General features: G+C 44.7%; 21 protein-coding genes and 1 tRNA gene. 19 read left to right on the top strand and 3 right to left on the bottom strand.

Annotated elements, in window-relative coordinates:
* The first annotated feature begins 48 nt into the window (after positions 1-48).
* The 7 genes from IV64_RS08540 (at position 49) to IV64_RS08510 (ending at position 8507) form a co-directional block, all read left to right on the top strand.
* Positions 49-1290 (top strand): argininosuccinate synthase, encoded by a 1242-nt coding sequence (locus tag IV64_RS08540; RefSeq protein ID WP_057706828.1) that lies wholly within the window; start codon positions 49-51, stop codon positions 1288-1290.
* Positions 1290-2693 carry an argininosuccinate lyase gene (argH, locus tag IV64_RS08535; protein ID WP_057706827.1) on the top strand — a complete coding sequence of 468 codons (1404 nt, stop codon included), beginning with the start codon at positions 1290-1292 and terminating at the stop codon, positions 2691-2693. Before IV64_RS08540 ends, argH begins: the two co-directional genes overlap by 1 nt.
* Positions 2694-2954: 261 nt before the next feature.
* The gene (locus IV64_RS08530) at positions 2955-3491 is read left to right on the top strand and encodes an HdeD family acid-resistance protein (RefSeq protein WP_057706826.1); all 537 of its coding nucleotides are present in this window, start codon (positions 2955-2957) and stop codon (positions 3489-3491) included.
* Positions 3492-3650: 159 nt separating this feature from the next.
* Entirely contained in the window at positions 3651-4535 is an 885-nt protein-coding gene (rapZ, locus tag IV64_RS08525) for an RNase adapter RapZ (RefSeq protein WP_057706825.1), read from the top strand.
* Positions 4532-5533 (top strand): gluconeogenesis factor YvcK family protein, encoded by a 1002-nt coding sequence (locus tag IV64_RS08520; protein WP_057706824.1) that lies wholly within the window; start codon positions 4532-4534, stop codon positions 5531-5533. The genes rapZ and IV64_RS08520 overlap by 4 nt, the downstream gene beginning before the upstream one ends.
* Before the next feature lie 12 nt (positions 5534-5545).
* Entirely contained in the window at positions 5546-6478 is a 933-nt protein-coding gene (gene whiA, locus IV64_RS08515; protein ID WP_057706823.1) for a DNA-binding protein WhiA, read from the top strand.
* 376 nt (positions 6479-6854) lie between these two features.
* Entirely contained in the window at positions 6855-8507 is a 1653-nt protein-coding gene (locus IV64_RS08510) for a peptide ABC transporter substrate-binding protein (protein WP_057706822.1), read from the top strand.
* A gap of 126 nt (positions 8508-8633) precedes the next feature.
* On the opposite strand, the gene IV64_RS08505 is transcribed toward IV64_RS08510, so the two are convergent.
* The 3 genes from IV64_RS08505 to IV64_RS08495 form a co-directional block, all read right to left on the bottom strand.
* Complete coding sequence (locus IV64_RS08505) at positions 8634-9605, bottom strand: 2-hydroxyacid dehydrogenase family protein (RefSeq protein ID WP_057706821.1); 972 nt, start codon at positions 9603-9605, stop codon at positions 8634-8636.
* Positions 9606-9724: 119 nt separating this feature from the next.
* Entirely contained in the window at positions 9725-10315 is a 591-nt protein-coding gene (gene clpP / locus IV64_RS08500; RefSeq protein WP_057706820.1) for an ATP-dependent Clp endopeptidase proteolytic subunit ClpP, read from the bottom strand.
* A 410-nt stretch (positions 10316-10725) separates the two neighbouring features.
* A tRNA-Arg gene (locus tag IV64_RS08495) sits at positions 10726-10797 on the bottom strand.
* Positions 10798-10879: 82 nt separating this feature from the next.
* Here IV64_RS08495 and rpoN point away from each other — a divergent pair.
* The 12 genes from rpoN to smpB all read left to right on the top strand — a co-directional run bounded on the left by rpoN (position 10880) and on the right by smpB (position 24767).
* On the top strand, positions 10880-12214 hold the full coding sequence (gene rpoN / locus IV64_RS08490) for an RNA polymerase factor sigma-54 (RefSeq protein ID WP_057706819.1): 1335 nt from the start codon (positions 10880-10882) through the stop codon (positions 12212-12214).
* A gap of 219 nt (positions 12215-12433) precedes the next feature.
* On the top strand, positions 12434-13465 hold the full coding sequence (locus tag IV64_RS08485; RefSeq protein ID WP_057706818.1) for a sugar-binding transcriptional regulator: 1032 nt from the start codon (positions 12434-12436) through the stop codon (positions 13463-13465).
* 66 nt (positions 13466-13531) lie between these two features.
* Entirely contained in the window at positions 13532-14554 is a 1023-nt protein-coding gene (gap, locus tag IV64_RS08480; RefSeq protein ID WP_057706817.1) for a type I glyceraldehyde-3-phosphate dehydrogenase, read from the top strand.
* Positions 14555-14669: 115 nt separating this feature from the next.
* Positions 14670-15872, top strand: coding sequence for a phosphoglycerate kinase (locus IV64_RS08475; RefSeq protein WP_057706816.1), 1203 nt, complete (start codon positions 14670-14672; stop codon positions 15870-15872).
* 27 nt (positions 15873-15899) lie between these two features.
* Complete coding sequence (gene tpiA, locus IV64_RS08470) at positions 15900-16658, top strand: triose-phosphate isomerase (RefSeq protein ID WP_057706815.1); 759 nt, start codon at positions 15900-15902, stop codon at positions 16656-16658.
* A gap of 77 nt (positions 16659-16735) precedes the next feature.
* Entirely contained in the window at positions 16736-18064 is a 1329-nt protein-coding gene (eno, locus tag IV64_RS08465; RefSeq protein ID WP_057706814.1) for a phosphopyruvate hydratase, read from the top strand.
* A 171-nt stretch (positions 18065-18235) separates the two neighbouring features.
* The gene (locus tag IV64_RS08460; protein WP_057706813.1) at positions 18236-19132 is read left to right on the top strand and encodes a hypothetical protein; all 897 of its coding nucleotides are present in this window, start codon (positions 18236-18238) and stop codon (positions 19130-19132) included.
* Positions 19133-19146: 14 nt separating this feature from the next.
* A complete protein-coding gene (locus tag IV64_RS08455; protein WP_057706812.1) occupies positions 19147-20697 on the top strand; it encodes a ClC family H(+)/Cl(-) exchange transporter in 1551 nt (516 codons plus the stop codon).
* Positions 20698-20797: 100 nt separating this feature from the next.
* Positions 20798-21034 (top strand): preprotein translocase subunit SecG, encoded by a 237-nt coding sequence (gene secG / locus IV64_RS08450; protein ID WP_057706811.1) that lies wholly within the window; start codon positions 20798-20800, stop codon positions 21032-21034.
* A 52-nt stretch (positions 21035-21086) separates the two neighbouring features.
* Complete coding sequence (locus IV64_RS08445; RefSeq protein ID WP_057706810.1) at positions 21087-21845, top strand: alpha/beta hydrolase; 759 nt, start codon at positions 21087-21089, stop codon at positions 21843-21845.
* An 8-nt stretch (positions 21846-21853) separates the two neighbouring features.
* Positions 21854-24268, top strand: coding sequence for a ribonuclease R (gene rnr / locus IV64_RS08440; RefSeq protein ID WP_057706809.1), 2415 nt, complete (start codon positions 21854-21856; stop codon positions 24266-24268).
* Between the two features lie 28 nt (positions 24269-24296).
* The gene (gene smpB, locus IV64_RS08435) at positions 24297-24767 is read left to right on the top strand and encodes an SsrA-binding protein SmpB (RefSeq protein ID WP_057706808.1); all 471 of its coding nucleotides are present in this window, start codon (positions 24297-24299) and stop codon (positions 24765-24767) included.
* The last annotated feature ends 335 nt before the right edge of the window (positions 24768-25102 follow it).

The following is a 25102-nucleotide window of genomic DNA, read 5'->3' as shown; positions in this document are numbered from 1 at the left end:
ACTGTCATTGAGAAATACGAAAATAATTATTTACGGAGGGTTATATCAATGGTCGAACAAAACGAAAAAATTATTCTTGCTTATTCTGGTGGATTAGATACATCCGTTGCAATCAGTTGGTTGAAGGACAAGGGCTACGACGTGGTCGCTTGTGGAATCGATGTTGGTGAAGGCAAAGACATGGATGCCATCAAGGACAAGGCTTTAAAGCTTGGCGCCGTTGCGTCTTACATGATTGATGCCAAACAAGAATTTGCTGAAGAATACGCCCTGATTGCCCTCCAAGGACACACGTTGTACGAAGGGGAATACCCATTAGTTTCTGCTTTATCACGGCCATTGATTGCCAAGAAGCTCGTTGACCTTGCTAAAAAGGAACACGCGGTTGCGATTGCGCATGGCTGTACTGGTAAAGGGAACGACCAAGTTCGTTTCGAAGTTGCCATTCACGCGTTGGCACCAGACATTAAGATTGAAGCACCTGTTCGTGACTGGCACTGGTCACGTGAAGAAGAAATTGATTACGCTAAGAAACATAACATTCCCGTACCAATCAACTTGGACAGCCCATACTCAATCGACGAAAACTTATGGGGCCGGGCCAACGAATGCGGCATCTTGGAAGATCCTTGGGAAGGCGCACCAGCTGATGCCTTTGATCGGACTAAGGCGCTAGCTGATACACCGGATACGCCAACAACGTTAGAAATTACGTTTGAAGCGGGGGTTCCAGTTGCCTTGGACGGCGAAGCTATGAACTTGGCCGACTTAATTATTAAATTAGACAAAATCGCTGGCGAACACGGAATTGGTCGGATCGACCACATTGAAAACCGGTTAGTCGGAATTAAATCGCGTGAAGTTTATGAAGCTCCCGCAGCGACCGTCTTATTGAAGGCCCACAAGGATTTGGAAGACTTGACCTTTGAACGGGAATTAGCGCACTTCAAACCAATCATCGAACAAAAATTAGCTGATACGATTTACAACGGCTTATGGTTCTCACCATTGATGGAAGCCATGGTTGCTTTCTTGAAGCAAACGCAACAAGTTGTTAACGGTGTTGTTCGGGTTCAACTCTTTAAAGGAAACGTGATTACGGAAGGCCGGAAGTCACCAAATTCCTTATACGATAAAGACTTAGCAACTTATACTGCGGCAGATTCATTTGATCAACAGGCTGCGGTTGGCTTTATCAAGTTATGGGGCTTACCAACCCAGGTTAATGCTCAAGTTCAGGCCAAGGTTCAAGCTGACGCCAAAGCGAAAATTAACAAGGAACACGCCTAATGAGTACGAAAAAATTATGGGGTGGCCGGTTCACTGAGACCGGTGCCAAGTACGTGGATGATTTTGGTGCGTCAATCGGATTCGATCAGTTGCTAGCTGCTGAAGACATTGCCGGCTCACTTGCACACGTTAAGATGTTAAAGAAGACGGGAATTTTACCTGCCGAAGACGTGGATAAAATTGTAGCGGGGCTTGAAACTTTAGACGAACGCTTAAAGCAGGGTAAGCTGGAATTTTCGACCGTCAACGAAGATATTCACATGAACATTGAATCATTGCTGACGGAAGAAATCGGTCCGGTAGCTGGGAAATTACACACCGCTCGTTCACGGAACGACCAAGTTGCAACGGATTTTCACCTTTACATGAAACACCAGTTGCCGAAGATTCTAGACCGGCTACACGCCCTTGAAGAAGTCTTGGTTGATAAAGCTAGTGAAAACGTCGAGACTGTGATGCCAGGGTACACCCATTTACAACACGCCCAACCAATCTCTTATGCACATTACTTGTTAGCTTATTACCAAATGTTTAAGCGTGATATGGAACGGTTCGAATTCAACATGCAGCATACGGATATTTCACCGTTGGGAGCCGCGGCTTTAGCCGGAACAACTTTCCCAATTGACCGTGAATATAGTGCTAAATTATTGGGTTTCAGTCAGGTCTATCATAATAGCCTGGATGCCGTTTCTGACCGGGACTTTGTCCTAGAATTCTTGAGTAACGCTTCAATTTTGATGATGCATCTATCGCGTTTTTGTGAGGAAATTGTCAGTTGGAGTAGTTATGAATTTAAGTACATTAGCTTAAGCGATCAATTTTCAACTGGGAGTTCAATTATGCCCCAGAAGAAGAACCCGGATATGGCCGAATTAATTCGCGGTAAGTCTGGTCGGGTCTACGGGAACTTAATGGGCTTGTTGACCGTAATGAAGGCTATTCCGTTGGCGTACAACAAAGATTTACAAGAAGACAAGGAAGGTGCCTTTGACACCGTAACGACCTTATTAACGAGCTTACACGTCTTTACGGGGATGCTGGCAACCTTGACCGTTAATGAAGATCGCATGGCACACGCGACGACTAACGATTTCTCAAATGCAACTGAATTGGCCGACTATTTAGCTAATAAGGGGATTCCATTCCGTCAGGCCCATGCAATCGTGGGCAAGCTGGTCCTCGATGGATTGAAGAAGAACCGGCCGTTGCAAGATATTCCATTAAGTGAATACCAAGAAATTTCACCGTTGATTCAAGAAGACGTTTACCATGACTTGGATGCCAAGGTAGCTGTCGAACGGCGGCATTCACTTGGTGGAACTGGTTTCGACCAAATTAAACTAGAATTAAAACGGGCGCAACAACAGCTCGATGCCTATCAATCAGTAAACAAGGACTAGGTAGTGCCCAGTCCGGTTGCCATAGATTTTGATATCAGGGACATTGTTATCAGCGTCAACCGGAATAGATCATAAACAATCGTTTTTAAGCTTTAAATTGATATTGTTTAAATCAAAAAACACCAAGGTGAAGGCATCTTGGTGTTTTCTTGTACTGTCGTGGCGCCAAATTTTAAACCATTGTTAAATCCGCTACAAAAATTGGAAACTCTTTCATCAACTGGTATGATGGAGACAAATAGTATATTGGAGATGTTGCTTATGTTTGACGATCATCGTTGGGGATTCGACTGGACAGAGTTTATGACCGGGGTCGTGTTCCTCGTTGCCGCCTATTTTGTTATGAAACAACCGAAGGCCGCACTGTTGAGTTTGGTCTTCCTATTCGCGATTGCTGCAATTATTAGTGGGATTACCACCATTGCAGGTTATACCAAGTTACGACGTGAAACGGGACTGCGGGCGAACTTTGCCCTGGTTTTTGCCATTATCGATATTTTAGTGGGATTGCTGTTCTTATTCCACGCACCAACGGGTATTTTAGTACTCGGGTACCTCTTTGCATTCTGGTTCTTGATCGACTCCATCGAGCGATTGACAGTTGCATCACACTTGAAGGTCTTCGGAATGGGCTATTACGTCCTTTCATTGATTTTTGATATTATCACGCTGGTATTAGGACTCATGCTATTATTCAGCCCAGTCGTCGCTGCCTTTACGTTTAACGTTTTGGTCAGCTTCTATTTCGCTGTCTTTGGAATCAACGCGATCTTAATTGCGTTTGCACGGCGCAATTAGATTGTTATTTAACTGAATTAACGATGGACAAACATGGGTCAGCTGGTGCTTAAACGTACTGGCTTGGCCCATTGTTTTAGGCATGCCGGCGACTAAAATTGGTCATGACACACCCGGTATGTTATACTACCAACATTATGGACTAAAGGGAGCAAAAACATGGCAGATTCGTTACAATTGGTCATTGTCTCTGGAATGAGTGGCGCTGGTAAGACAGTTGCCGTCCAGAGTTTTGAAGATCTCGGCTATTTCTGTATTGATAATATGCCGCCAGCCTTATTACCGAAATTCTCAGAATTAGTAGAAGAGTCTGGTAAGATTGAAAAAGTTGCCCTGGTGATTGATTTACGATCACGCGCTTTTTACGATGAAATTATGGATATGTTAGCAAATGTCGATAATACTGACTTTGTCTCGACTAAGATTTTGTTCTTAGATGCTTCTAACGAAGAGTTAGTCTCACGTTACAAGGAAACCCGGCGTTCCCACCCATTAGCGATGGAGGGGCGGGTTATGGACGGCGTTCGTAAGGAACGCGAACTCTTAGCACCGTTAAAAGACCGCGCGTCTTACGTAATTGATACGTCGTCACTGACGCCGCGTGAATTGCGTGAATCTATTTTTGATAAATTTGAAACGAGTCCCGATGAAACGTTCCACATTGAGATGTTATCCTTCGGGTTTAAATATGGTTTACCGATTGATGCAGATATTGTCATGGATGTCCGGTTCTTACCTAACCCATACTATGTGCCGGAGTTAAAGCACCACACCGGGTTGGAAAAGCCGGTTTCTGACTACGTGATGAATCAACCGGCAACGGAGAAATTCTACCAGCAATTCCTCGGAATGCTGGAGAGCATCATGCCTGGCTACGAAGCGGAGGGCAAAACGAGCTTGACGATTGCGATTGGCTGTACCGGTGGACAACACCGTTCGGTCGCCTTGGCTCAACGAATCGGTGAAGCCTTAGCTAAGAACTATAAGGTTCACATTAGCCACCGCGATATAGAAAAACGAAAGGAAACAGTTAATCGCTCATGAGAAAATATACGTTTAAAACTCAGCGACCAAAAATCGTCGTGATTGGCGGGGGAACTGGTTTACCAGTTGTCCTAAACGGTTTGCGTAAGCAAGCCGTTGACATCACGGCGATCGTGACGGTTGCTGATGATGGTGGGTCGTCCGGAATTATTCGGAATTACGTCAACGTTGTGCCACCTGGCGACATTCGAAACGTCATGGTTGCTTTGTCGAATTTACCACACATTTACAAAGACATTTTTCAGTACCGTTTTCAAGGTGATGACCAATTCTTTGCGGGACACGCAATTGGTAATTTGATCATCGCAGCGTTGACTGAAATGAAGTCCGGGGTGTTTGACGCGGTCCAAGAACTGTCGAGAATGATGCAAGTGGATGGCCACGTCTACCCAGCAGCTAACGAAGCTTTGACATTACACGGCAGATTTAAGGATGGCGCGGAGTTGGTTGGTGAAGCTGAAATTACGGCTGCTCATAAGTCACTGCAAAAGGTGTGGGTCACGGATAAGAACGGCGACGAGCCGACCGCCGTGCAACCAGTCATTGACGCCATCATGGAAGCGGACCAAATCGTACTTGGCCCCGGGAGCTTGTTTACAAGCATTTTACCTAACCTGATGATTAATAATATTGGGCGGGCGGTGTGCGCAACCGATGCCGAAGTTGTTTATATTTGTAATATTATGACGCAAAAAGGCGAAACCGATAATTTCTCGGACGCCGATCACGTGCGGGTCTTGAACCGGCACCTCGGAGAGAACTTTATTAACACCGTGTTAGTAAATACGGAAAAAGTTCCCGCTGATTACATGGATTTCCATAAATTTAACGAAGTTTCACGCCAAGTTAGTCACGATTTTCGTGGCTTACGGGACCAAAATTGCAAGGTGATCTCCTCGAACTTTTTAAAGTTGAGAGACAACGGTGCCTTTCATGATGGTGATCAGGTGGTCGCGGAACTGATGAATTTAGTTGGTCATTCCGATATTTTAAGATAGGGGGACCTGCGAATGTCATACGCCAGTGAAGTTAAGAAAGAACTTACCAACCTTACTGTCCATCGCGAGAATGCCAAAGCTGAACTGATGGCATTGATTCGAATGAATGGAACGATTAGCTTGGCCAATCACCATTTTATTTTGAATATTCAAACCGAAAATCCGGCCATCGCGCGGCGTATTTACCGGTTGCTCAAACAATTTTACGATGTTGCGAGTGAACTCATTGTTCGTCGTAAAATGAAACTCAATAAAAATAACTTGTACATTGTTCGCCTAAAAACGGGGACCGACATGGTGCTTGCTGATTTAGGGATTTTAAAGGACTATCAAATTGTGGAAGTTGCGCCAACGGAAGTCTTGACCGACGATGCGGCGGTTCGCTCGTATTTGCGGGGGGCCTTTTTAGCGGGCGGTTCCGTCAATAATCCGGAAACGTCACGTTATCATTTGGAGATCTATTCCCTGTATGAAGAACATAACCGGATGATTTCGGAAATGATGAATCAGTACGGACTGAATTCACGGACGACTGATCGTCGGGGTGGTTTTATCACCTATATCAAGGAAGCTGAAAAGATTGCTGACTTTTTATCGCTGATTGGTGCGACGACTGGCATGTTGAAGTTCGAAGATGTCCGGATTATGCGCGATATGCGTAATTCGGTTAACCGGTTAGTGAACTGTGAAAATGCGAATATGGATAAGGTGGCCAACGCATCTAGTAAGCAAATTGAAAATATTTTGTTGATCGACGAGACGGTTGGACTGAAACAATTACCACCAAAGTTACAGGAAGTGGCCGTAACGCGTTTGGAACACCGTGAAGTGAGTTTGAAAGAGTTGGGGACCCTTGTTCCCGGGGGCCCAATCTCGAAGTCGGGGATTAATCACCGGCTGCGGAAAATCAATCAATTCGCGGAACAGTTACAAAAAGACGCTTAACTAGAAAAAATGCTGTGACTACCAAGGGTAGTGCAGCATTTTTGATTAGAAAATGAATTTTTGATGATAAAATTGCTTGACAAAAGTAAGTGGCTAAATCTATACTGTACACATCTTATGAAATCGGAGAGACGTAATCATGCAAAAGTCAGCTAACCAACAAATGATGATGTGCTGCCCATGTTGTGAACCTAACAACATGGTTATTTGCGTTGAATTACAAGCGTCTCTAGTGCATCAAAACTAACGGCATTGAGCTCAAAACGTTATTTTTGAAACGCCTGCTTGGAATCTGACGAGATTCTAAGTGGGCGCTTTTTGTTTCCGGTCAAATTAAGGGTCAGTAAGTTGAATATATAAAAAGGGGCGAAAAAGAATGAAAAAGCGATCAGTGTTAACGGTTATCTTTAGTTTATTGTTAGTGACGGTGTTAGCGGCCTGTGGCAAGCAGAGTGGTCAAAGTACGGGCAGCGGAAAGTACGCCAGTAATCAAGTTCTAAATTTGTCTTATCCAAGTTCACTTGACTCAATTGATATTTCCAACATGTCCGGTTATGGCAGTACCGGGAATATTTTTGAAAGCTTATACCGCTTGGGCAAGAACGGTAGTATCACACCGGGCTTAGCTAAGGCGACGAAGGTTTCTAAAGACGGGAAGACCTATACCTTTACGATTCGGGATGCTAAGTGGAGCGATGGTTCCAAGATTACAGCACAGGATTTTGTTTATTCATGGAAACGTACGGTGACACCAGCCACTAAGTCGCAATACGCTTACTTATTCTCAGGTGTTCAGAATGCTGACGCAATCGTCGCTGGTAAGAAGTCGCCAAGCACGCTTGGCGTAAAGGCTGAGGGCCAGCACACGTTTATCGTCACTTTAGAGAAACCAATTAGTTACTTTAAGAAACTAATGACTTACCCACTATTTGGACCGATCAGTGAAAAAGCGGTTAAGAAGTGGGGAAGCAAATACGCGACGAAAGCTCAGTACATGCTTTACAGTGGGCCGTTTAAGTTAACCGGTTGGACGGGGACTAATAACAAGTGGCAGTTCGTTAAGAATGACCAGTACTGGGACAAAAAAGCCGTTCATTTACAAAAGATCAATTACACGGTCAATGAAAGTACAACCACCACGTTGAACCTATTCCAAGAGAAAAAATTGGATTTAACGCAGTTAGCTAGTGAACAGGTTAAGAATATGAAGAGTAACAGTGATTACACGACTTATCCATATTCCATCACCGCATTCTTGGTTTATAACTTTAATGATAGCAACGCCACGGTTAAAAAGGCGTTAAATAACGAAAAGATTCGTCAGGCCATCTCACTATCAATCAACCGGAATACGTTAGTTAAAAACGTGATTGGGGATGCCTCGACCACGTCCAAGACGTTCGTCCCAAAGGATTTAGCTAATGATCCTAAGAGTGGTAAAGACTTCTCGGATGAATCAGTCGTAAAGGATTCGACGTCTTACGATACTGCGTTAGCCAAGCAGTTATGGCAACAAGGGTTGAAAGAGACCGGATTGAAGAAGTTAACGTTACACATGTTAACGTCGAACGACGAACCTAACAAGCCGATTTCGCAGTATCTGAAGTCCGCGTTAGAAAAGAATTTGAGCGGTTTGACGGTCGATTTATCCAACATTCCAGCCAAGGTTGCTCAGAGCCGGGCCCAATCAGGTAACTTTGATATTTACCTAAGTGGTTGGGGTGCTGACTTTAACGACCCAATTTCACACTTGCAAATTATGACGTCGAACAGTGGCTATAACTACGGAAAGTACAACAGTTCAACGTATAATGCATTAGTGAAAAAGGCGCAGAATCAGGATGCGAATAACACGAATGCCCGTTGGCAAGATATGCTTCAGGCGGAACGGACGATTATGCAGGATCAAGGGATTACACCGCTCTATCAAACGGTTTATTCCTACTTGCAAAATCCGAAGGTCAAAGGGATTATTCACAACACTGCCGGCACTCAGTGGAATTATAAGTATGCGTACGTCGCCCAGTAAGTTGACGACTTACTGAGTGGGCACGGCAACGTATAAACTTTATGAGTGTCTTGTTGAAACGCTGACTTACAAGATGCGCTACTAAATGAAAAAGGATTTGAGGCCGTCGTCTCAAATCCTTTTTTGTTAATCTTGAATCCCGTTGACAACGAATTGAATCGCCCGGTGCTGACTGGCGGCAATCACGTTTTGAGCAACGATGGTCGCCATACCATCGCGTGCTTCGACGGTTGCGTTACCTAAATGTGGTGTTAGTAGTACGTTTGCCATTGATTTTAATGCTGGTTCGACGTTAGGCTCGTGTTCGTAGACGTCGAGTGCGGCACCCGCGATCTGTTTAGTTTGCAGCGCGGTAACTAGGGCAGTCTCATCAACGATTGGTCCGCGGGTGGCGTTAATGAGGTAAGCGCTTGGTTTCATGTGCTCAAAGGCAGTTGCGTTAATCAGATGGGTTGTATTTTTATTCAGTGGCAAGTGTAAGGAGACCACGTCCGATTGTGCAAGTAAATCTTCCAATGAGACGTAAGTCGCCCCCAACTGAGTTTCAACGCTGATTGGTAAGCGGTGGTGCTGGGTATAAAGAATTGGCATATCAAAAGCGTGCATGCGTTTGGCAACTTCACGACCAATTTGGCCCATGCCAACAATGCCGAGTGTCTTAGCTTGTAGGTTGTGACCTAAGAAGAAAAGTGGCGCCCAGCCCGCAAAACCAGCGGTGCGCATCAAGTGGTCACCCTCCGCAATTCGGTGGGCCAACCCAATGATAAGTCCGGCTGTCGATTCAGCGGTCGCCACCGATGAGACCCCGGGGGTGTTGGTGACTGGAATTCCTAGGGTGGCAGCGTGAGCCGTATCCACGTTGTTAGTCCCCGCGCCGAAGTTGGCGATTAACTTTAAATGGGGTGCGTGGTCTAAAATATCACGGTCAACAGTAGTTGAGAGTGGGGTGATGAGATAATCCGCATCGGCGACGTTAGCTTTCAAGGTGGCGTGATCAATCAGCTGCGTGCCCTGATACGTTTCGATTTGGAGCGCTGTTTGTTCTAGCAGTGCGGTCGCCTTAGCTGGCAGCTGACCGGCAATATAAACTTTGGTCATTAATAACAGTCCTTTTTAGTTATGATAATGTTAGTATGCGGCACTCGGTAGGTGGATACAAGTAGTGTTGAACGACAAAAAAACTGAACCAGCCTGAGCTAGTTCAGTTTAAAAATCGATTATTTTAAGTTGTTGTTTTCCATGATATCATCGATCAAACCGTAATCCTTGGCTTCTTGAGCCGTTAGATAGTTATCACGTTCCGTATCGTGGTTCAACTTTTCAACGGATTGACCGGCGTTGTCGGCTAAAATCTGGTTGATCTTCTTACGAGTCTTCAAGATTTCTTCGGCCACGATTTCAATTTCCGTTTGTTGACCTTGAGCACCACCGGATGGTTGGTGAATCAAGATTTCGGAGTTAGGTAAAGCAAAACGCTTGCCCTTTGTCCCAGACGAAGCCAAGACACTGGCCATTGAAGCAGCCATTCCCATAACGATCGTTTGAACGTCAGATTTGATGAAGTTCATCGTGTCATAGATAGCTAAGCCGGCAGTGACAACCCCACCTGGAGAGTTGATATAAAGGTAGATGTCTTTACCTGAATCTTGGGCATCTAAGAATAGTAATTGGGCAATGATGGCGTTAGCCATGTTGTCTTCAATTGGACCGGAAAGCATGATGATACGGTCTTTTAGTAGTCGTGAATAGATGTCATAGGCGCGTTCGCCGCGTGATGACTGTTCGATAACTGTCGGAACTGGATACATAACTGTTAGCCTCCTAAAGTTTCAATATAATGATTAGCTACTTGCTAATATAAATGTAGTTTACCGCTAAGGTCAGTAAAGGTCAAAAGAAAAACCTCAAAATCAAAATACCGTTTTACTGCCCAACGTGGTATACTTAGGTTTCTATCATATACGGCTAGAGATCGGGCGGACCCGGTCTCTTTTTTCGCGCGCTTTTACGTGGGCCGGCTTGATAGCTTACCTAAACCATAGCATAGCTAAATCCCCGCTGATATTCAAGTTGGGGCGCTTAAATATTAGGTGAACGCACCAGGTAGCAGACTTGTGGTTCGTTTAAAAGTTCGTTACTATATGAAAGTGGAAGCGGTATCGTTTAAAAAATGATATTTGGGTATAAAAAAAGCTGAGATATAATCTCAGCTAAGCTATGCGCCCGGAGGGAATCGAACCCCCATTTCAAGAACCGGAATCTTACGTGCGATCCATTACACTACGGGCGCCTAAACAACATATTATAGTTTAGCGGATTATGGATAAAAACACAAGGGTTTTAAATAAAAATTTATTTGGGAGGAATTATTTATGGCACTAGGCCAAGGCTTTCACCAGCAACAACGGCAATCACAAAAACTAGCCATGACTCAGCGGTTGCAGCAGTCGATTCAGATGTTGCAGTTCAACGTTGAGGAATTACGAGACTTTCTCACCCAAAAAGCCCTCGAAAACCCACTAATTGACGTCGACACTAACTGGAATGCAAACCACGCTGGGTTGGATGCAGCAAAAAACGTCACGGCTAAAAATGATTTTATTGAGCGGGTCTCAACAACTAATCAACACTCATTATTTGAATACTTATTAGATCAGATTCATTTGACGATGCGTGATACGCCCTTGCGAAAGATCGTCTTATACTTAATAGAATACGTTGATGTGAACGGGTACTTACGAATTGATGAAGCGCAAGCAAAGCAAGAGACTGGGGCATCGTCGATCGAACTACTCGACGCAGTAACGTTATTGCAGCAACTTGATCCACCGGGTGTTGGGGCACGCAGTTTGCAAGAAGCCCTGATGCTGCAAACGGAGAATGACGACCACGCGCCAAATTTAGCGTACATTATATTAGAAGAAAACTTTGAAGCTTTTGTTAATCGACACTGGGAACAGATTGCTAAACGTTACGGTGTCGGGCTAGCTGATATCTCGAGTGTTTATGACTACGTGCGGACTCTTAGTCCAGTGCCGGGGACGGCGGTTGGTCAAGAAACGACCGGTTATATTTTTCCAGACCTAGTTGTTACTAATCGTGATGGTCAATTGGCACTTCGAACAGCATCCATGGCGCAGCCGATTGTTAAGTTCCAGAGCAACTATTATCAACAAATGAGTCGCCACGGTGATCAGCAAGTCACGGAGTACCTTAAAGAAAAGAAATCTGAATATGAATGGATTGCAAGTAGCCTTGAACAACGTGAGTCGACTATCTTTCGGGTAGGGAGTGCGATCGTTGAACGCCAGGCTGATTTCTTTTTGGAACGGAGTACGGAATTAAAACCACTACTATTGCGGGACGTTGCACAGCAATTACAAGTCCATGAATCGACAATTAGTAGAAGTATTAATGGAAAGTACATTCAAACGGACTTTGGAATGTTTGAACTTAAACGTTTCTTTACCAAGGCGGTCACCAAGCGTCCCACTGACGGCCAACTAGTGTCAGCAGATAACGTTCAGCACCGAATTATTGCGCTGGTTGAACAGGAAAATAAAGAAAAACCGCTTTCAGACCAGAAAATAGTTCAGATTCTTAAGGCGGAAAATGTCGAACTTTCCCGGCGGACAGTCGCCAAATATCGGGAAAATCTTAACATTCCGTCATCATCTAAACGAAAACAGTACTTAAAGACCGAATAATAGCAATTACCTGTATTTAGACCAATCGGTTCTAACGAGTGACGCTGTTTAATTTGCAACGGCTAACCGAACCTGTTATAATTCTTGTTGTGGTAAGAGAGGTATGCAACATCGATTTCGTAGTAAATTTGAGTTGTGTGCTTTGTTTTTTGAAGTCTTTGGGTCGTTATTCGACATAGCTGGACTAGATCCGTCCCACTAGAGAGCAGGTTGGATGCCATGCATTCAGATATTCAATGGATTGAGGCAATTGCCCCAGATATGGTGGACATGCTGAGTCGTCGTTACTTGGTATTGCGTACCATTAATTGGATGGCCCCAGTTGGACGTCGGTTGTTAGCACAAACTTTAGACGTCAGCGAGCGGACGTTGCGAACTGAAACGGATACCTTACGCAAACTTGATTTGATTATGACAAGCAAGTCGGGGATGCAGGTGACGCAGCAGGGACAAGACGTTTTACTCGGACTGAGTCAGTTTATGGATGAGCTGATGGGGATTCGCCAAAAGGAACGACAGTTAGCACAACGTTTTAACATTAAACGGTGCATCATCGTTTCCGGCGACTCCGATCGACAGTTGAAAGTTATTGGGACCATGGGCGAAGAAGTGAATCAGTTATTACAGCAGTTGTTGCCAGAAGGTAAGAACATCGTTGCCGTAATGGGTGGTCACACCATGGAGCACGTTGCAAATCACTTAACTAATCGCTTAGCGAACAAGCGTGATTTGTTATTCGTGCCCGCACGTGGCGGTGTTGGTGAGTCGGTTGCGATTCAAGCTAACACGATTGCGTCACAGATGGCACAACACACTGGAGGAAAATTCCGGTCACTGTTTGTACCAGAACAGGTCAGTGAACGAACTTATGAACCGCTCCTTAAGGAACCTAGTATCCAAGAGGTGTTGGCGATTATTCGGCAAGCAAACGTTGTGGTCCATAGCATTGGCGATGCCACTGCGATGGCTCACCGGCGGAATATGTCGGAAGATCAGATAAAGGTGTTACATGGTCGCCATGCGATCGGTGAAGCCTTTGGTTACTTCTTTGATCAAGAGGGTAACGTGGTCTACCGGATTCCGCGGATTGGCTTGCAAATCGGAGAACTGGCCGATCGGGAGATTATACTCGCAATTGCGGGAGGTGCTTCTAAGGCAACCGCGATTGAGGCGTATATGAAGAACATCGCACCTAAGCAGACGTGTTTAATCACGGATGAAGGTGCAGCAAACTTGATTTTAAAGAAGTAATCTTCTATATTGAAGTTGCTTTTTAAAATAAAAATATTTTTATTTCCACAAGGAGGAAATTCTAGTATGTCTGTAAAAATTGGTATTAATGGTTTCGGACGTATCGGTCGTTTAGCATTCCGTCGTATTTTAGAACTTGGTGCAAAGTCAAGTGATATCGAAGTTGTTGCTATTAACGATTTAACTTCACCTGCATTGTTGGCTCATCTTTTGAAGTATGATTCAACTCATGGTACTTTGGACGCTGACGTTTCAGCAACCGATGATTCAATCATCGTTAACGGTAAGAAATACCGTGTTTATGCTGAACCTAAAGCACAAAATATTCCTTGGGTTAAGAATGATGGCGTTGACTTCGTCCTCGAATGTACTGGTTTCTACACTTCAAAGGCTAAGTCACAAGCTCACTTGGACGCCGGTGCTAAGCGTGTATTGATCTCTGCACCAGCTGGTTCAGACTTGAAGACTATCGTTTACAACGTTAACGATGACATCTTAAACTCAGATGACCGTATCGTTTCCGCTGGTTCATGTACTACTAACTGCCTTGCACCATTAGCATTCTTTGAAAACAAAGAATTCGGTATCAAGGTTGGTACTATGACTACGATCCATGCTTACACTTCAACTCAAATGTTGCTTGACGGCCCTGTTCGTGGTGGTAACTTCCGTGCTGCCCGCGCTGCCGGTGTAAACACTATTCCTCATTCAACTGGTGCTGCTAAAGCTCTTGGCTTAGTTATCCCAGAATTACAAGGTAAGTTACAAGGCCATGCACAACGTGTTGGTGTTGTTGACGGTTCATTAACTGAATTAGTTGCTATCTTAGACAAGAAAGTTACTGCTGACGAAGTTAACGCTGCTATCAAGAAGCATACTGAAGGTAACGAATCATTCGGTTACAACGATGACGAAATCGTTTCATCTGATGTTATCGGTACTACTTTCGGTTCAATCTTCGATCCTACCCAAACTGAAGTTACTTCCGATGGTGAAAACCAATTGGTTAAGACTGTTGCTTGGTACGATAACGAATACGGCTTCACTTGCCAAATGGTACGTACTTTATTGAAGTTCGCTACTCTCTAATATTTGATTAGATAGTCAGGACTTTAAAACCGCATACGGTTTTTGACGGCGGGGGGAGGCAAACTCCTCTTGCCGTTTTTTTATTAGTATTCACGAATTTTAGGAGGATTTAACATTGGCTAAATTAATCGTTTCAGATTTAGATGTTAAAGATAAAAAAGTTTTAATTCGTGTCGACTTTAATGTTCCTATTAAAGACGGCAAGATCGGTGATGACAACCGGATCGTTGCTGCTTTACCAACAATCAAATATGTCATCGAACATGATGGTAAAGCCATCTTGTTCTCACATTTAGGTCGGATTAAGAGTGAAGACGATAAGAAGGGCTTGAGCTTACGTCCAGTTGCTGAACGTCTCTCAAACTTATTGAACAAGCCTGTTACCTTCGTACCTGTTACTGAAGGTGAACAACTTGAAACGGCTATCAACAACATGAACGACGGTGACGTCTTAGTTGTTGAAAACACTCGTTTCGAAGACGTTGTTAACGGCGAACAAGTTAAGCGCGAATCAGGTAACGATCCTGAATTAGGCAAGTACTGGGCTTCACTTGGTGACGTTTACGTCAACGATGCCTTTGGTACTGCTCACCGTAAGCATGCTTCTAACGTTGGGATTGCTTCAAACATGGACAAAGTTGCTGCTGGTTTCTTAATGGAAAAGGAAATCAAGTTCTTAGGCGACGCCGTTGACAATCCTAAACACCCATTCGTTGCCATCTTAGGTGGGGCTAAAGTTTCCGACAAAATCGGTGTTATCGATCATTTAATCAGCAAAGCTGACAAGATCATCATCGGTGGTGGGATGACTTATACTTTCTATGCTGCTAAAGGCATGGGTATTGGTAACTCACTTGTTGAAAAAGACAAGATTGATTTAGCTAAGTCAATCATCGAAAAGGCCGGCGACAAGTTGGTCTTACCTAGTGACTCCGTTGTTGCTGAAAAGTTTGACAACGATGTTGCGCACAAGGTTGTTGATGGTGCCATTCCTGATGGTTACATGGCCTTAGACATCGGTCCTAAGTCTATTCAAGAATTCAAGGATGTCTTGAAGGATGCTAAGACGGTTGTATGGAACGGACCTATGGGTGTGTTCGAAATGAGCAACTACGCCAAGGGTACGCTTGAAGTCGGTGAATTCTTAGGAACTTTAACTGACGCAACGACTATCGTTGGTGGTGGTGACTCTACTGCCGCTGTTAAGCAACTTGGCGTTGGCGACAAGTTAACCCACATCTCTACTGGTGGCGGTGCTTCACTTGAATACCTTGAAGGTAAGGAATTACCTGGTATTGCTTCTATTTCTAACAAATAATTCTGTTCTCCGAAAGGAAGGTTTATCGTGCGTACACCTATTATTGCCGGTAACTGGAAAATGAACAAAACTGCTAGCGAAGCTTTAGCTTTCGTTAACGCAGTTAAGGATCAATTACCAGATCCATCAAAAGTTGAATCAGTTGTTGCTGCTCCAGCCCTTTTCTTACAAGAAATGGTCGAAGCTGCTAAGGGTTCTAACTTAAAGATTGCTGCTGAAAATGCTTACTTTGAAGATGCTGGTGCCTTTACTGGTGAAACTTCACCAGCTGCATTAGCTGACTTGGGTATTGACTACGTTGTGATTGGTCACTCAGAACGTCGTGGCTATTTCCACGAAACTGACGAAGACATCAACAAGAAAGCTCACGCAATCTTCAAGAACAACATGTTACCAATCATCTGCTGTGGTGAAACGTTAGAACAACGTGAAGCCGGCGAAGCAGAATCATGGGTTTCAGGCCAAATCAAGGCTGCTTTGAAGGGCTTATCTGCTGACCAAGTTAGTTCATTAGTTATTGCTTATGAACCAATCTGGGCTATCGGTACTGGTAAGACTGCTTCTAGCGACCAAGCTGAAGAAATTTGTGCCGTAGTACGTAAGACTGTTGCCGGTCTGTACTCACAAGAAGTTGCTGACAAAGTTCGTATTCAATACGGTGGTAGTGTAAAGCCTGCTAACGTTGTTGACTTAATGAGCAAAGCTGATATCGATGGTGGCTTAGTCGGTGGTGCTTCAATGGAACCAAAATCATTCTTAGAACTTGTAAACTACCAAAATAACTAATTAGTTATTGCAAGTTGGATTGCAAACTTCTACAATAAATGTGAACCAAAATTAGCAAAATTTAAGGAGAGAAATTAATGTCTATTATTACAGATATTTATGCTCGCGAAGTCTTAGACTCACGTGGTAACCCAACTGTTGAAGTTGAACTCTATACTGAAACCGGCGCATTTGGCCGTGGTATCGTTCCTTCAGGTGCCTCAACTGGTGAACACGAAGCCGTTGAATTACGTGATGGCGACAAGAGCCGTTACATGGGCAAAGGTGTTACTAAAGCCGTTGACAACGTTAACAAAATTATTGCTAAGGAAATCGTTGGTTACGATGTAACTGATCAACGTGCCATTGACCAAGCAATGATCAAATTAGATGGTACTCCTAACAAAGCTAAGTTAGGTGCTAACGCTATCTTAGGTGTTTCAATTGCCGCTGCACGTGCTGCTGCTGACGAACTTGAAATGCCATTATATAACTACCTTGGCGGTTTCAACGCCCACGTCTTACCTACTCCAATGATGAACGTTATCAATGGTGGGGCACACGCTAACAACGACGTTGACTTCCAAGAATTCATGATCATGCCTGTTGGTGCTTCTTCAGTTAAAGAAGCCGTTCGTATGGGTTCAGAAACTTTCCACAACTTGAAAGCTATCTTGAACGAACGCGGATACTCAACGGCCGTTGGTGATGAAGGTGGTTTTGCACCTGACTTGAAGAACAACGAAGAACCATTCGAAATCTTGGTTGAAGCTATCGAACGTGCCGGCTACAAGCCTGGTAAAGATATCGCAATCGCCTTCGACTGTGCTGCTTCTGAATTCTACAACACCGAAACTGGCAAGTACGACTTAAAGGGTGAAGGCGAAAATGGGAAATCATTTACTGCCGAAGAATTCGTTGACTTACTTGACAGCATCGTTGACAAGTACCCAATCGTTTCCATCGAAGATCCTTTGGATGAAAACAACTGGGAAGACTGGCAGATGGCCACTGAAAAGCTTGGTAAGAAAGTTCAAATCGTTGGTGACGACTTATTCGTTACGAACACTGACTACCTTAACAAGGGGATCAAGATGGGCGTTGCCAACTCTATCTTAATCAAAGTTAACCAAATCGGTACTTTAACTGAAACTGTTGAAGCTATCGAAATGGCTAAACAAGCTGGCTACTCTGCAGTTGTTTCTCACCGTTCTGGTGAAACTGAAGACACAACCATTGCTGACTTAGTTGTCGCAATGAACGCTGGCCAAATCAAGACTGGTTCAATGAGCCGTACTGAACGGATTGCTAAATACAACCAATTAATGCGGATTGAAGACCAACTTGAAAGCACTTCAGAATACAAAGGTATCCACGGCTTCTACAACTTAAGTGAAGCTGCTCGTGATGCAATTACTAACAAGTAATTAGTTTCTGAGTTCTTACGAAAACGTCGCTCATTGAGCGGCGTTTTTGTTTTACATAGCGTTTTAGCTTGTCAAGTATACGGACAGAAATATTGGTTGAACCATTAAAAGCCGTTACGAACCGGGTGCACGTGGTAAAATAAAAGTACGAGTTTTTAAAGGGGCCTTGAAATGGATTATTTTGAAACGCAGATCAACCAATGGGCAGATTGGGAAGCGGTCCGCAACAACGCAACAATCTTTGCACCATTAATCAAACAAATTTATTCTAGTGAAAATGAAATGTATAAATCACCAGAAACGGTGGCGGACGAGACGGCGGCTGTCTTTTCAGTTGGTTTAACGCAGATTGTTATTTTTCCGCCTAGTCACGTGATGCCTACCGCTCGTGAACGGTACCAAACGGAACGGTTTAGCTTAACGCGAATGAAGCGGCTCAAAGTAACGGCTCCTGAAATGCGCCACGCGGGCTTTATTTTTGATGCCTATCAGTTTTACTATGTCATTTATCAACCGTTAGCGGGGGTCTGCTTGGCTGATTTTGCGACCACGGCCGAACCATTAGCTAAATCGACGCTGGGGCGTCAAATTGGGACGGCATTGAATCAGATCAATGGAGAAACCGGAAGTTTTAATCATATTGATGCCCGTAAAGAAGCTGATGCAGCTGACTGGACAATTTTGGGATCAGATTTTAAGGCTGAACGGGAAGCCTTGCTAGACCAACACCCGGTCGCAACGACCGATTTTGTTCACGGTCAGTTAACGGGCACTAACTTAGTTGTTACGAGTGGTCAAGTAGGCTTTCAACATTTCGTCGATGCGCGTCAAGCACCCCGGCAAACGGAACTCGTACCACTGATTTTTGACGCTTTTCAAGGTGATTCAGATTTCTTAACCGGCTTAAAGGCAACGCTCAGTTCGGCTGATTTAGCACTGGATCTAATGCTTGGATTGCTCTGGCGTGCAGATGGGCCAGCTTATATCCAGCAATTAATGGGAAGTAAGCCAGTGACGTTGGCAACCGTGCAAGCAGCCGTTACGACGTTAGTCACTCATCACGATTAAGGAGGGAATGCAACGTGCAAAAACAGCCGAAAAGTGGTAAGCGCCATCTCGATTTTACCCGCTTAGGTGCAATTGGGCGGGGACTGCTAGTGGGGCTGCTATCTGGAATAGTCGTTAGTATCTTTCGCTTTTGCATCGAATACGGTCTAAAGTTTGTCCAGTGGGTCTACGGCCAAATTCATCAGACGCCTGGGTTGATCATTCCCTGGTTAGTCGTCAGTGTTGTTGTGGCCGTCTTTGTTGGTTTACTGGTTAAGCAGTCCCCAGATATTAAAGGGTCTGGGATTCCGCAAGTTGAGGGACAGTTAGCTGGTGAATTGGACTACGCCTGGTGGCCAGTGTTATGGCGTAAGTTTGTCGGTGGTATTTTAGGAATTGGTTCTGGCCTGTTTCTAGGACGGGAAGGCCCGTCAATTCAGCTGGGTGCTACTATTGGTCAAGGCGTTGCTGGAAAGTTAAAGCAAACCGGTGCTGATCGGCGTTCACTAATTGCCGGCGGTGCAGCGGCTGGCTTGTCCGCTGCCTTCAACGCACCGATTGCTAGTACGTTATTCGTGCTGGAAGAAGTTTATCATAACTTTTCGCCGATTATTTGGACGACCGCGCTAGCCAGTGCGATTGCTAGTAACTTTGTTTCTTTAAACTTCTTTGGGCTAGTGCCAGTTTTACACATTCCCTATGGGCAGAATTTACCACTCAGTCAATATGGTAATTTGATTGGCTTGGGAGTTTTTCTGGGAGTCTTTGGTTACCTTTATCAAAACGTCACGTTAACGATGCCGTCATGGTATGCCAAACTCCGGATTCCTAGTTGGTTAGACGGCTTGGTGCCATTTTTACTAGTAATTCCGATTGGATTATTATGGCCCCAATTACTAGGCGGCGGTAACGCGGTGATTTTGAACATTGCCTCGGTGACCCCCGCACTGCTTGGGTTAATTGGCATCTTCGTATTGCGATTCGTTTTTTCAACGATCTCATACGGGTCCGGATTACCCGGTGGTATCTTTTTACCAATCTTGTCGCTCGGTGCAATCTTGGGTGCGATTTATGCGCAGGCCATGGTTGGCCTAGGGTGGATGCCGGCGAGTTTCGTGCCAAACTTTATCATCTTTGCGATGGCGGGCTACTTTGCCGGGATTGGGAAAGCCCCGTTCACGGCCATTCTACTAATTACGGAAATGGTTGGAACGTTGCACCACTTGATGCCGTTAGCAGTCGTTTCCATGACCGCCTTTCTCGTGGTGGACCTACTAGGTGGCGCTCCGATTTATGAAGCTCTCCTAGAAAAACTGATTCGGCCCCGGTTGCCAGAACATTGTGGGATTCAGGACCGCTTAGAAGTCCCAGTGTTTGAAGGTTCTAAATTGGAAGGCCACCAAGTGCGTGATTTTAAATGGCCGGAAGAATCGTTATTAATCGCTGTTCGACGTGGAGAACGGCAAGTGATTCCCCATGGTGATACGTTGATGCGGGCTGGCGATACGTTGATTATTTTGACGGATCGTAACAATCGGGCTTGGGTCAACCATCAAATTAAGCATTTAAGCGAGGTAACACCCTGAGTGGTTTGAAAACGAAGGATTTCTGGCTAAGACTGGAAAAATGAAGCTAAATATGTTAAATTGTTATAGACATAGCGGACTCTTTTAGGAGGCACTTTTATTGTATAACTTACTGATGACGTTAATATTGATCGTTTCCGTTGTGATTATCATTGCGGTAATGATGCAACCATCCAAAACAAATGATGCCATGTCTTCATTAACTGGTGGTGCAGATGATTTATTTGCAAAGCAAAAGCCACGTGGTTTTGAAGCCTTTATGCAAAAAGTGACCGTCGTACTCGGAATTCTATTCTTTGTATTGGCGCTAGCTTTAGTATGGTACTCATCGAAGTAATTGACCGTCCTCCTGTGATTTCAGGAGGCTTTTTTTTAAGGTAGGTGTAAATGTGTTTAAACAGCCAACCCCTTTTTTCTTTGAACACGGCGACCAAGTGGTCATTTTGTTGCACGCCTATTCGGGTAGTGCGAATGATGTCCGGATGCTAGGGCGGGCCTTGGAACGGGCCAATTATACCGTTTATGCGCCACAGTTTACTGGTCACGCGACGGACGACCCCCGTGATATTTTGACGCAAGGCTCACCAGAACAATGGTGGCGTGATACGCAACAAGCAATATCATTTATTCGTCAAAAAGGCTATACTAAAATTAGTATCTTTGGGCTATCGTTAGGTGGCATTTTTGCTACCGCAGCGTTGGAACGTGATCCCTTGTTATTAGGTGGCGGCACGTTTAGCTCACCTTTATTACCAGGAGATAAAAGTAACGTTGCCGCAATGTTTGTTAAAATGAGTCGTGCACGGTTGGTTAAGGGCTCGTTTACGCCTGATGAACAACGTGCGATTTTAGCAGTCATTCCGGCGCAGGTTACCCAGCAGTTGCAGGCGATAGAGCTGTTTACAGCAACGAAAGTGACGGCGCATTTACACCAGCTCCAACGGCCATTTTTTATTGGTCAAGGTGGGCGAGATGAGTTGATCGATGCGGAAGTTGCGCGGCAGCTTCGGGCTCAGTTGACTGCTCAAGGATTGCCAGTGGACTTTCACTGGTACGCCGATAGTGGGCACGTGATTACGGTCAATTCTGCGCACCATCAGCTCGAACAAGATGTCTTAACGTATTTAAAAACTATATTTAATAAATGAGGTAAATAATGTCAGAAGCAAACTTACAAGAACAAATCCTGACTTTTTTGCAAGCTCATCCCGACCGCAGTTATAGCGTCGAACAATTAACGGATGAGTTGCATTTTACAGGTGCAACCGCCTTTACATTTTTAGTAAAGGAACTTGCGAATATGGAACGTAAAAAGTTGGTCAGCACCGATGATCACGATCACTTTAAGATCGTTCAAGAGACCAAGACCGTTGAAGGTTCCTTCCACGGTAATGACAAGGGCTTTGGTTTCGTGCGTTACGATCCAGATCTGCCCGACATCTACATCAATCCTGACAACACCATGTTCGCCTTCACGGGTGACGACGTTGCGGTTGAGATTATTCGGCCAGCCAAGCCGGGTTCTGATCGTGGGCCTGAAGGCAAAATCACCAGCATTGTGAAGCGGAATTATTCACAAATCGTTGGGGCGTTTAAGCCGTCGACGGATACGCCTGGATTTATTGGGACCGTTGAAATTAAGGAAAAGAAGCTTTCCAAATATCAATTACTAGTCACTGAACAAGGCCTTCACCCAACTGAAGGTGAAGTAATTATTGCTGAAGTGTCTGCCTATCCTGATGCTCAGCACCCAACGCGTATCGTCGGAATTGCTAAACAGGTCATTGGGAGTGTTGATGATCCTGGGATGGACGTCTTACAAGTGGTCTACCAACACGACGTACCATCAGTTTTCCCAGAAGAGGTCACTGATGAAGCCAACCGGATCCCAGACTACGTGACTGAAGAAGATAAAAAGGGTCGCGTGGATATCACCGACCAGCCGTTAGTGACGATTGATGGCGCCGAATCCAAAGACTTGGATGACGCCGTGGTGGCTTGGAAGTTAGATAATGGGAACTACCATTTAGGCGTTCACATTGCTGACGTTAGTCATTACGTTACTGAAAACTCTGAACTCGATCGCGAAGCTTACAAGCGCGGGACGTCAGTTTATTTGACTGACCGCGTTGTCCCAATGTTGCCACGGCGTTTATCGAACGGAATCTGTTCATTGAACCCGGACGTTGAACGTTTGGCAATGAGTTGTGAAATGGAAATCACGCCAGATGGCGAAATCATCAACCATAAAATTTTCCAGAGTGTGATCAAGTCACACGCCCGGATGACTTATGATGCGGTTAACCAGATTTTGGAAGCTCACGATCCTAAGACCCGTGAAAAGTACGCGGACCTCGTCGACATGTTCGACGTTATGGGCGACTTGCACCGAGTTTTATACAAGCATCGTCGGCACCGTGGTGCAATCGATTTTGATGACAATGAAGCGAAGATCATCGTGGACGAAACCGGTCACCCAATTGACATTCAATTGCGTGTACGGGGCTTAGCCGAACGGATGATTGAAAGTTTCATGTTAGCAGCCAATGAAACGGTTGCTAAGCACTACAGCTTACTCAAGGTACCGTTTATCTACCGGGTGCACGAAACGCCTGATAGTGACCGGATGCACAGCTTCTTCGAATTTGTAACGACCTTTGGGGTTAACGTCACGGGTTCATCTAAAGACGTTAAGCCAAAGATGTTGCAAGACGTTTTGAAGAAGGTTGCGGGTAAACCGGAAGAAGCCATGGTTTCCGTAATGATGTTGCGGAGCATGAAGCAGGCGCGTTATGCGGACCAATCCTTAGGTCACTTTGGGTTAGCCGCACCATACTACACCCACTTTACGTCACCAATTCGGCGTTATCCGGATATGATGGTGCACCGTTTGATTCGGCATTACGCTGAAAACGGCACTGGCGACGAAGCGCGTGCGAAGTATCAAGATAACTTACCAACGATTGCTGAAACGACTTCAGATCACGAACGTCGGGGGATTGCGACGGAACGGGACGTTGACTCCATGAAGAAGGCCGAATACATGGCTGACCACGTGGGCGAACGTTTCGATGCTGTCATCGACTCCGTTATGAAGTTTGGGTTGTTCGTTGAGTTGGAAAACACCGTTGAAGGGCTAGTCCACATTAGTGTGATGGACGATGATTACTACGAGTACGTTGAACAACAACTCGCCTTAGTCGGTCGCAAGACGAAGCGGACGTTCCGGATTGGACAACCAGTTAAGGTTCAATTGATGCGGGTCGACAAAGATCAGCGTGAAATTGACTTTAAGCTATTGAATCCAGAAGAAGCGCCTAAGACGGACTTATTACCAAAGCGGGAACACCATGATAATTATCGTGGAAACAACCGTCGCGGTGGTAACGGCAGCTATAACCGCAACAATAATAATCGTAATGGCAATGGTAACGGCGGCAATCGCAACGGTGGGAACCATAGTAATGGTAATCACCGCAATGGGAATAGTAACAACCGCAATAACCATCGCAGCAATAATAACAATAGTAATAACAGCCACCGTCGGTCAAACAACGATAACCGGCGTTAAGCTAAAAAAGTAAGGGGATGTGAGGCTGATGGCCAAACAACACGGTAAGCACCCGGATACCGCCCTCGCTCAAAACCGGAAGGCCCGGCACGACTACGCTGTTGAGGATACCTATGAAGCAGGGATTGCTTTGACGGGGACCGAAATCAAGTCAGTCCGTGATCGTCGGGTTAATTTGAAGGACGGCTTTGTCCAGATTCGCAATGGCGAAGCTTGGATGATGAATGTGCATATTAGTCCGTTTGCTGAGGGGAACCGCTTCAATGTTGACCCTTTGCGTAACCGCAAATTACTGCTCCATAAAAAGGAAATCAGTAAAATTGGGGAAGCAACTCAGACAAAGGGAATTACCGTAATTCCGTTGAAAATGTATCTCAAGCACGGCTTTGCTAAAGTCCTGATTGGGGTTGCGCATGGGAAACGGGAATACGATAAGCGTCAAGATATTAAGAAGCGTGAACAACAACGACAAATTGATCGCGTCATGAAACACTACTAATATTTTTAAAAAGTCACTCACTTTGTGGGTGGCTTTTTTAGGTTGGGTTACATTACTTCAGCAGACTATGCCATTTTAGGTTGATTATTCAGCGCTAACTTAAGAAAATAAAGTGAAGTAATTGTTCGTTTGGGGATACTTAAGGCCTTATATGAGCATCTTCATAATTCAAGTTGGCGAAATAATGCGGGTTTTACTTGGAAAATTAAAAAGATGCAATATCAGGTCGAATTCTTCGTAATCTTTTCTAAGTAATGCAATTTACTTAATAAAATTAAGAAAAGTCAGAATGATACCGCAAACATTAAAATTAAATTATAATATTATTATAGTTT

The sequence above is a fragment of the Lactiplantibacillus xiangfangensis genome, assembly GCF_001438845.1.
Classification (GTDB): Bacteria; Bacillota; Bacilli; order Lactobacillales; family Lactobacillaceae; genus Lactiplantibacillus; species Lactiplantibacillus xiangfangensis.
The sequence above is the reverse complement of the archived record's forward strand: the minus strand, read 5'-3'. Positions and strand labels throughout refer to the sequence as shown.

Coding starts and splice junctions, on each gene's coding strand:
- eno (WP_057706814.1), top strand. CDS start 16,736: ATGTCTATTATTACAGATATTTATGCTCGCGAAGTCTTAGACTCACGT.
- IV64_RS08530 (WP_057706826.1), top strand. CDS start 2,955: ATGTTTGACGATCATCGTTGGGGATTCGACTGGACAGAGTTTATGACC.
- whiA (WP_057706823.1), top strand. CDS start 5,546: ATGTCATACGCCAGTGAAGTTAAGAAAGAACTTACCAACCTTACTGTC.
- IV64_RS08505 (WP_057706821.1), bottom strand. CDS start 9,605: ATGACCAAAGTTTATATTGCCGGTCAGCTGCCAGCTAAGGCGACCGCA.
- argH (WP_057706827.1), top strand. CDS start 1,290: ATGAGTACGAAAAAATTATGGGGTGGCCGGTTCACTGAGACCGGTGCC.
- IV64_RS08540 (WP_057706828.1), top strand. CDS start 49: ATGGTCGAACAAAACGAAAAAATTATTCTTGCTTATTCTGGTGGATTA.
- clpP (WP_057706820.1), bottom strand. CDS start 10,315: ATGTATCCAGTTCCGACAGTTATCGAACAGTCATCACGCGGCGAACGC.
- rnr (WP_057706809.1), top strand. CDS start 21,854: ATGTCAGAAGCAAACTTACAAGAACAAATCCTGACTTTTTTGCAAGCT.
- gap (WP_057706817.1), top strand. CDS start 13,532: ATGTCTGTAAAAATTGGTATTAATGGTTTCGGACGTATCGGTCGTTTA.
- IV64_RS08485 (WP_057706818.1), top strand. CDS start 12,434: ATGCATTCAGATATTCAATGGATTGAGGCAATTGCCCCAGATATGGTG.
- IV64_RS08520 (WP_057706824.1), top strand. CDS start 4,532: ATGAGAAAATATACGTTTAAAACTCAGCGACCAAAAATCGTCGTGATT.
- smpB (WP_057706808.1), top strand. CDS start 24,297: ATGGCCAAACAACACGGTAAGCACCCGGATACCGCCCTCGCTCAAAAC.
- IV64_RS08460 (WP_057706813.1), top strand. CDS start 18,236: ATGGATTATTTTGAAACGCAGATCAACCAATGGGCAGATTGGGAAGCG.
- rpoN (WP_057706819.1), top strand. CDS start 10,880: ATGGCACTAGGCCAAGGCTTTCACCAGCAACAACGGCAATCACAAAAA.
- rapZ (WP_057706825.1), top strand. CDS start 3,651: ATGGCAGATTCGTTACAATTGGTCATTGTCTCTGGAATGAGTGGCGCT.
- IV64_RS08510 (WP_057706822.1), top strand. CDS start 6,855: ATGAAAAAGCGATCAGTGTTAACGGTTATCTTTAGTTTATTGTTAGTG.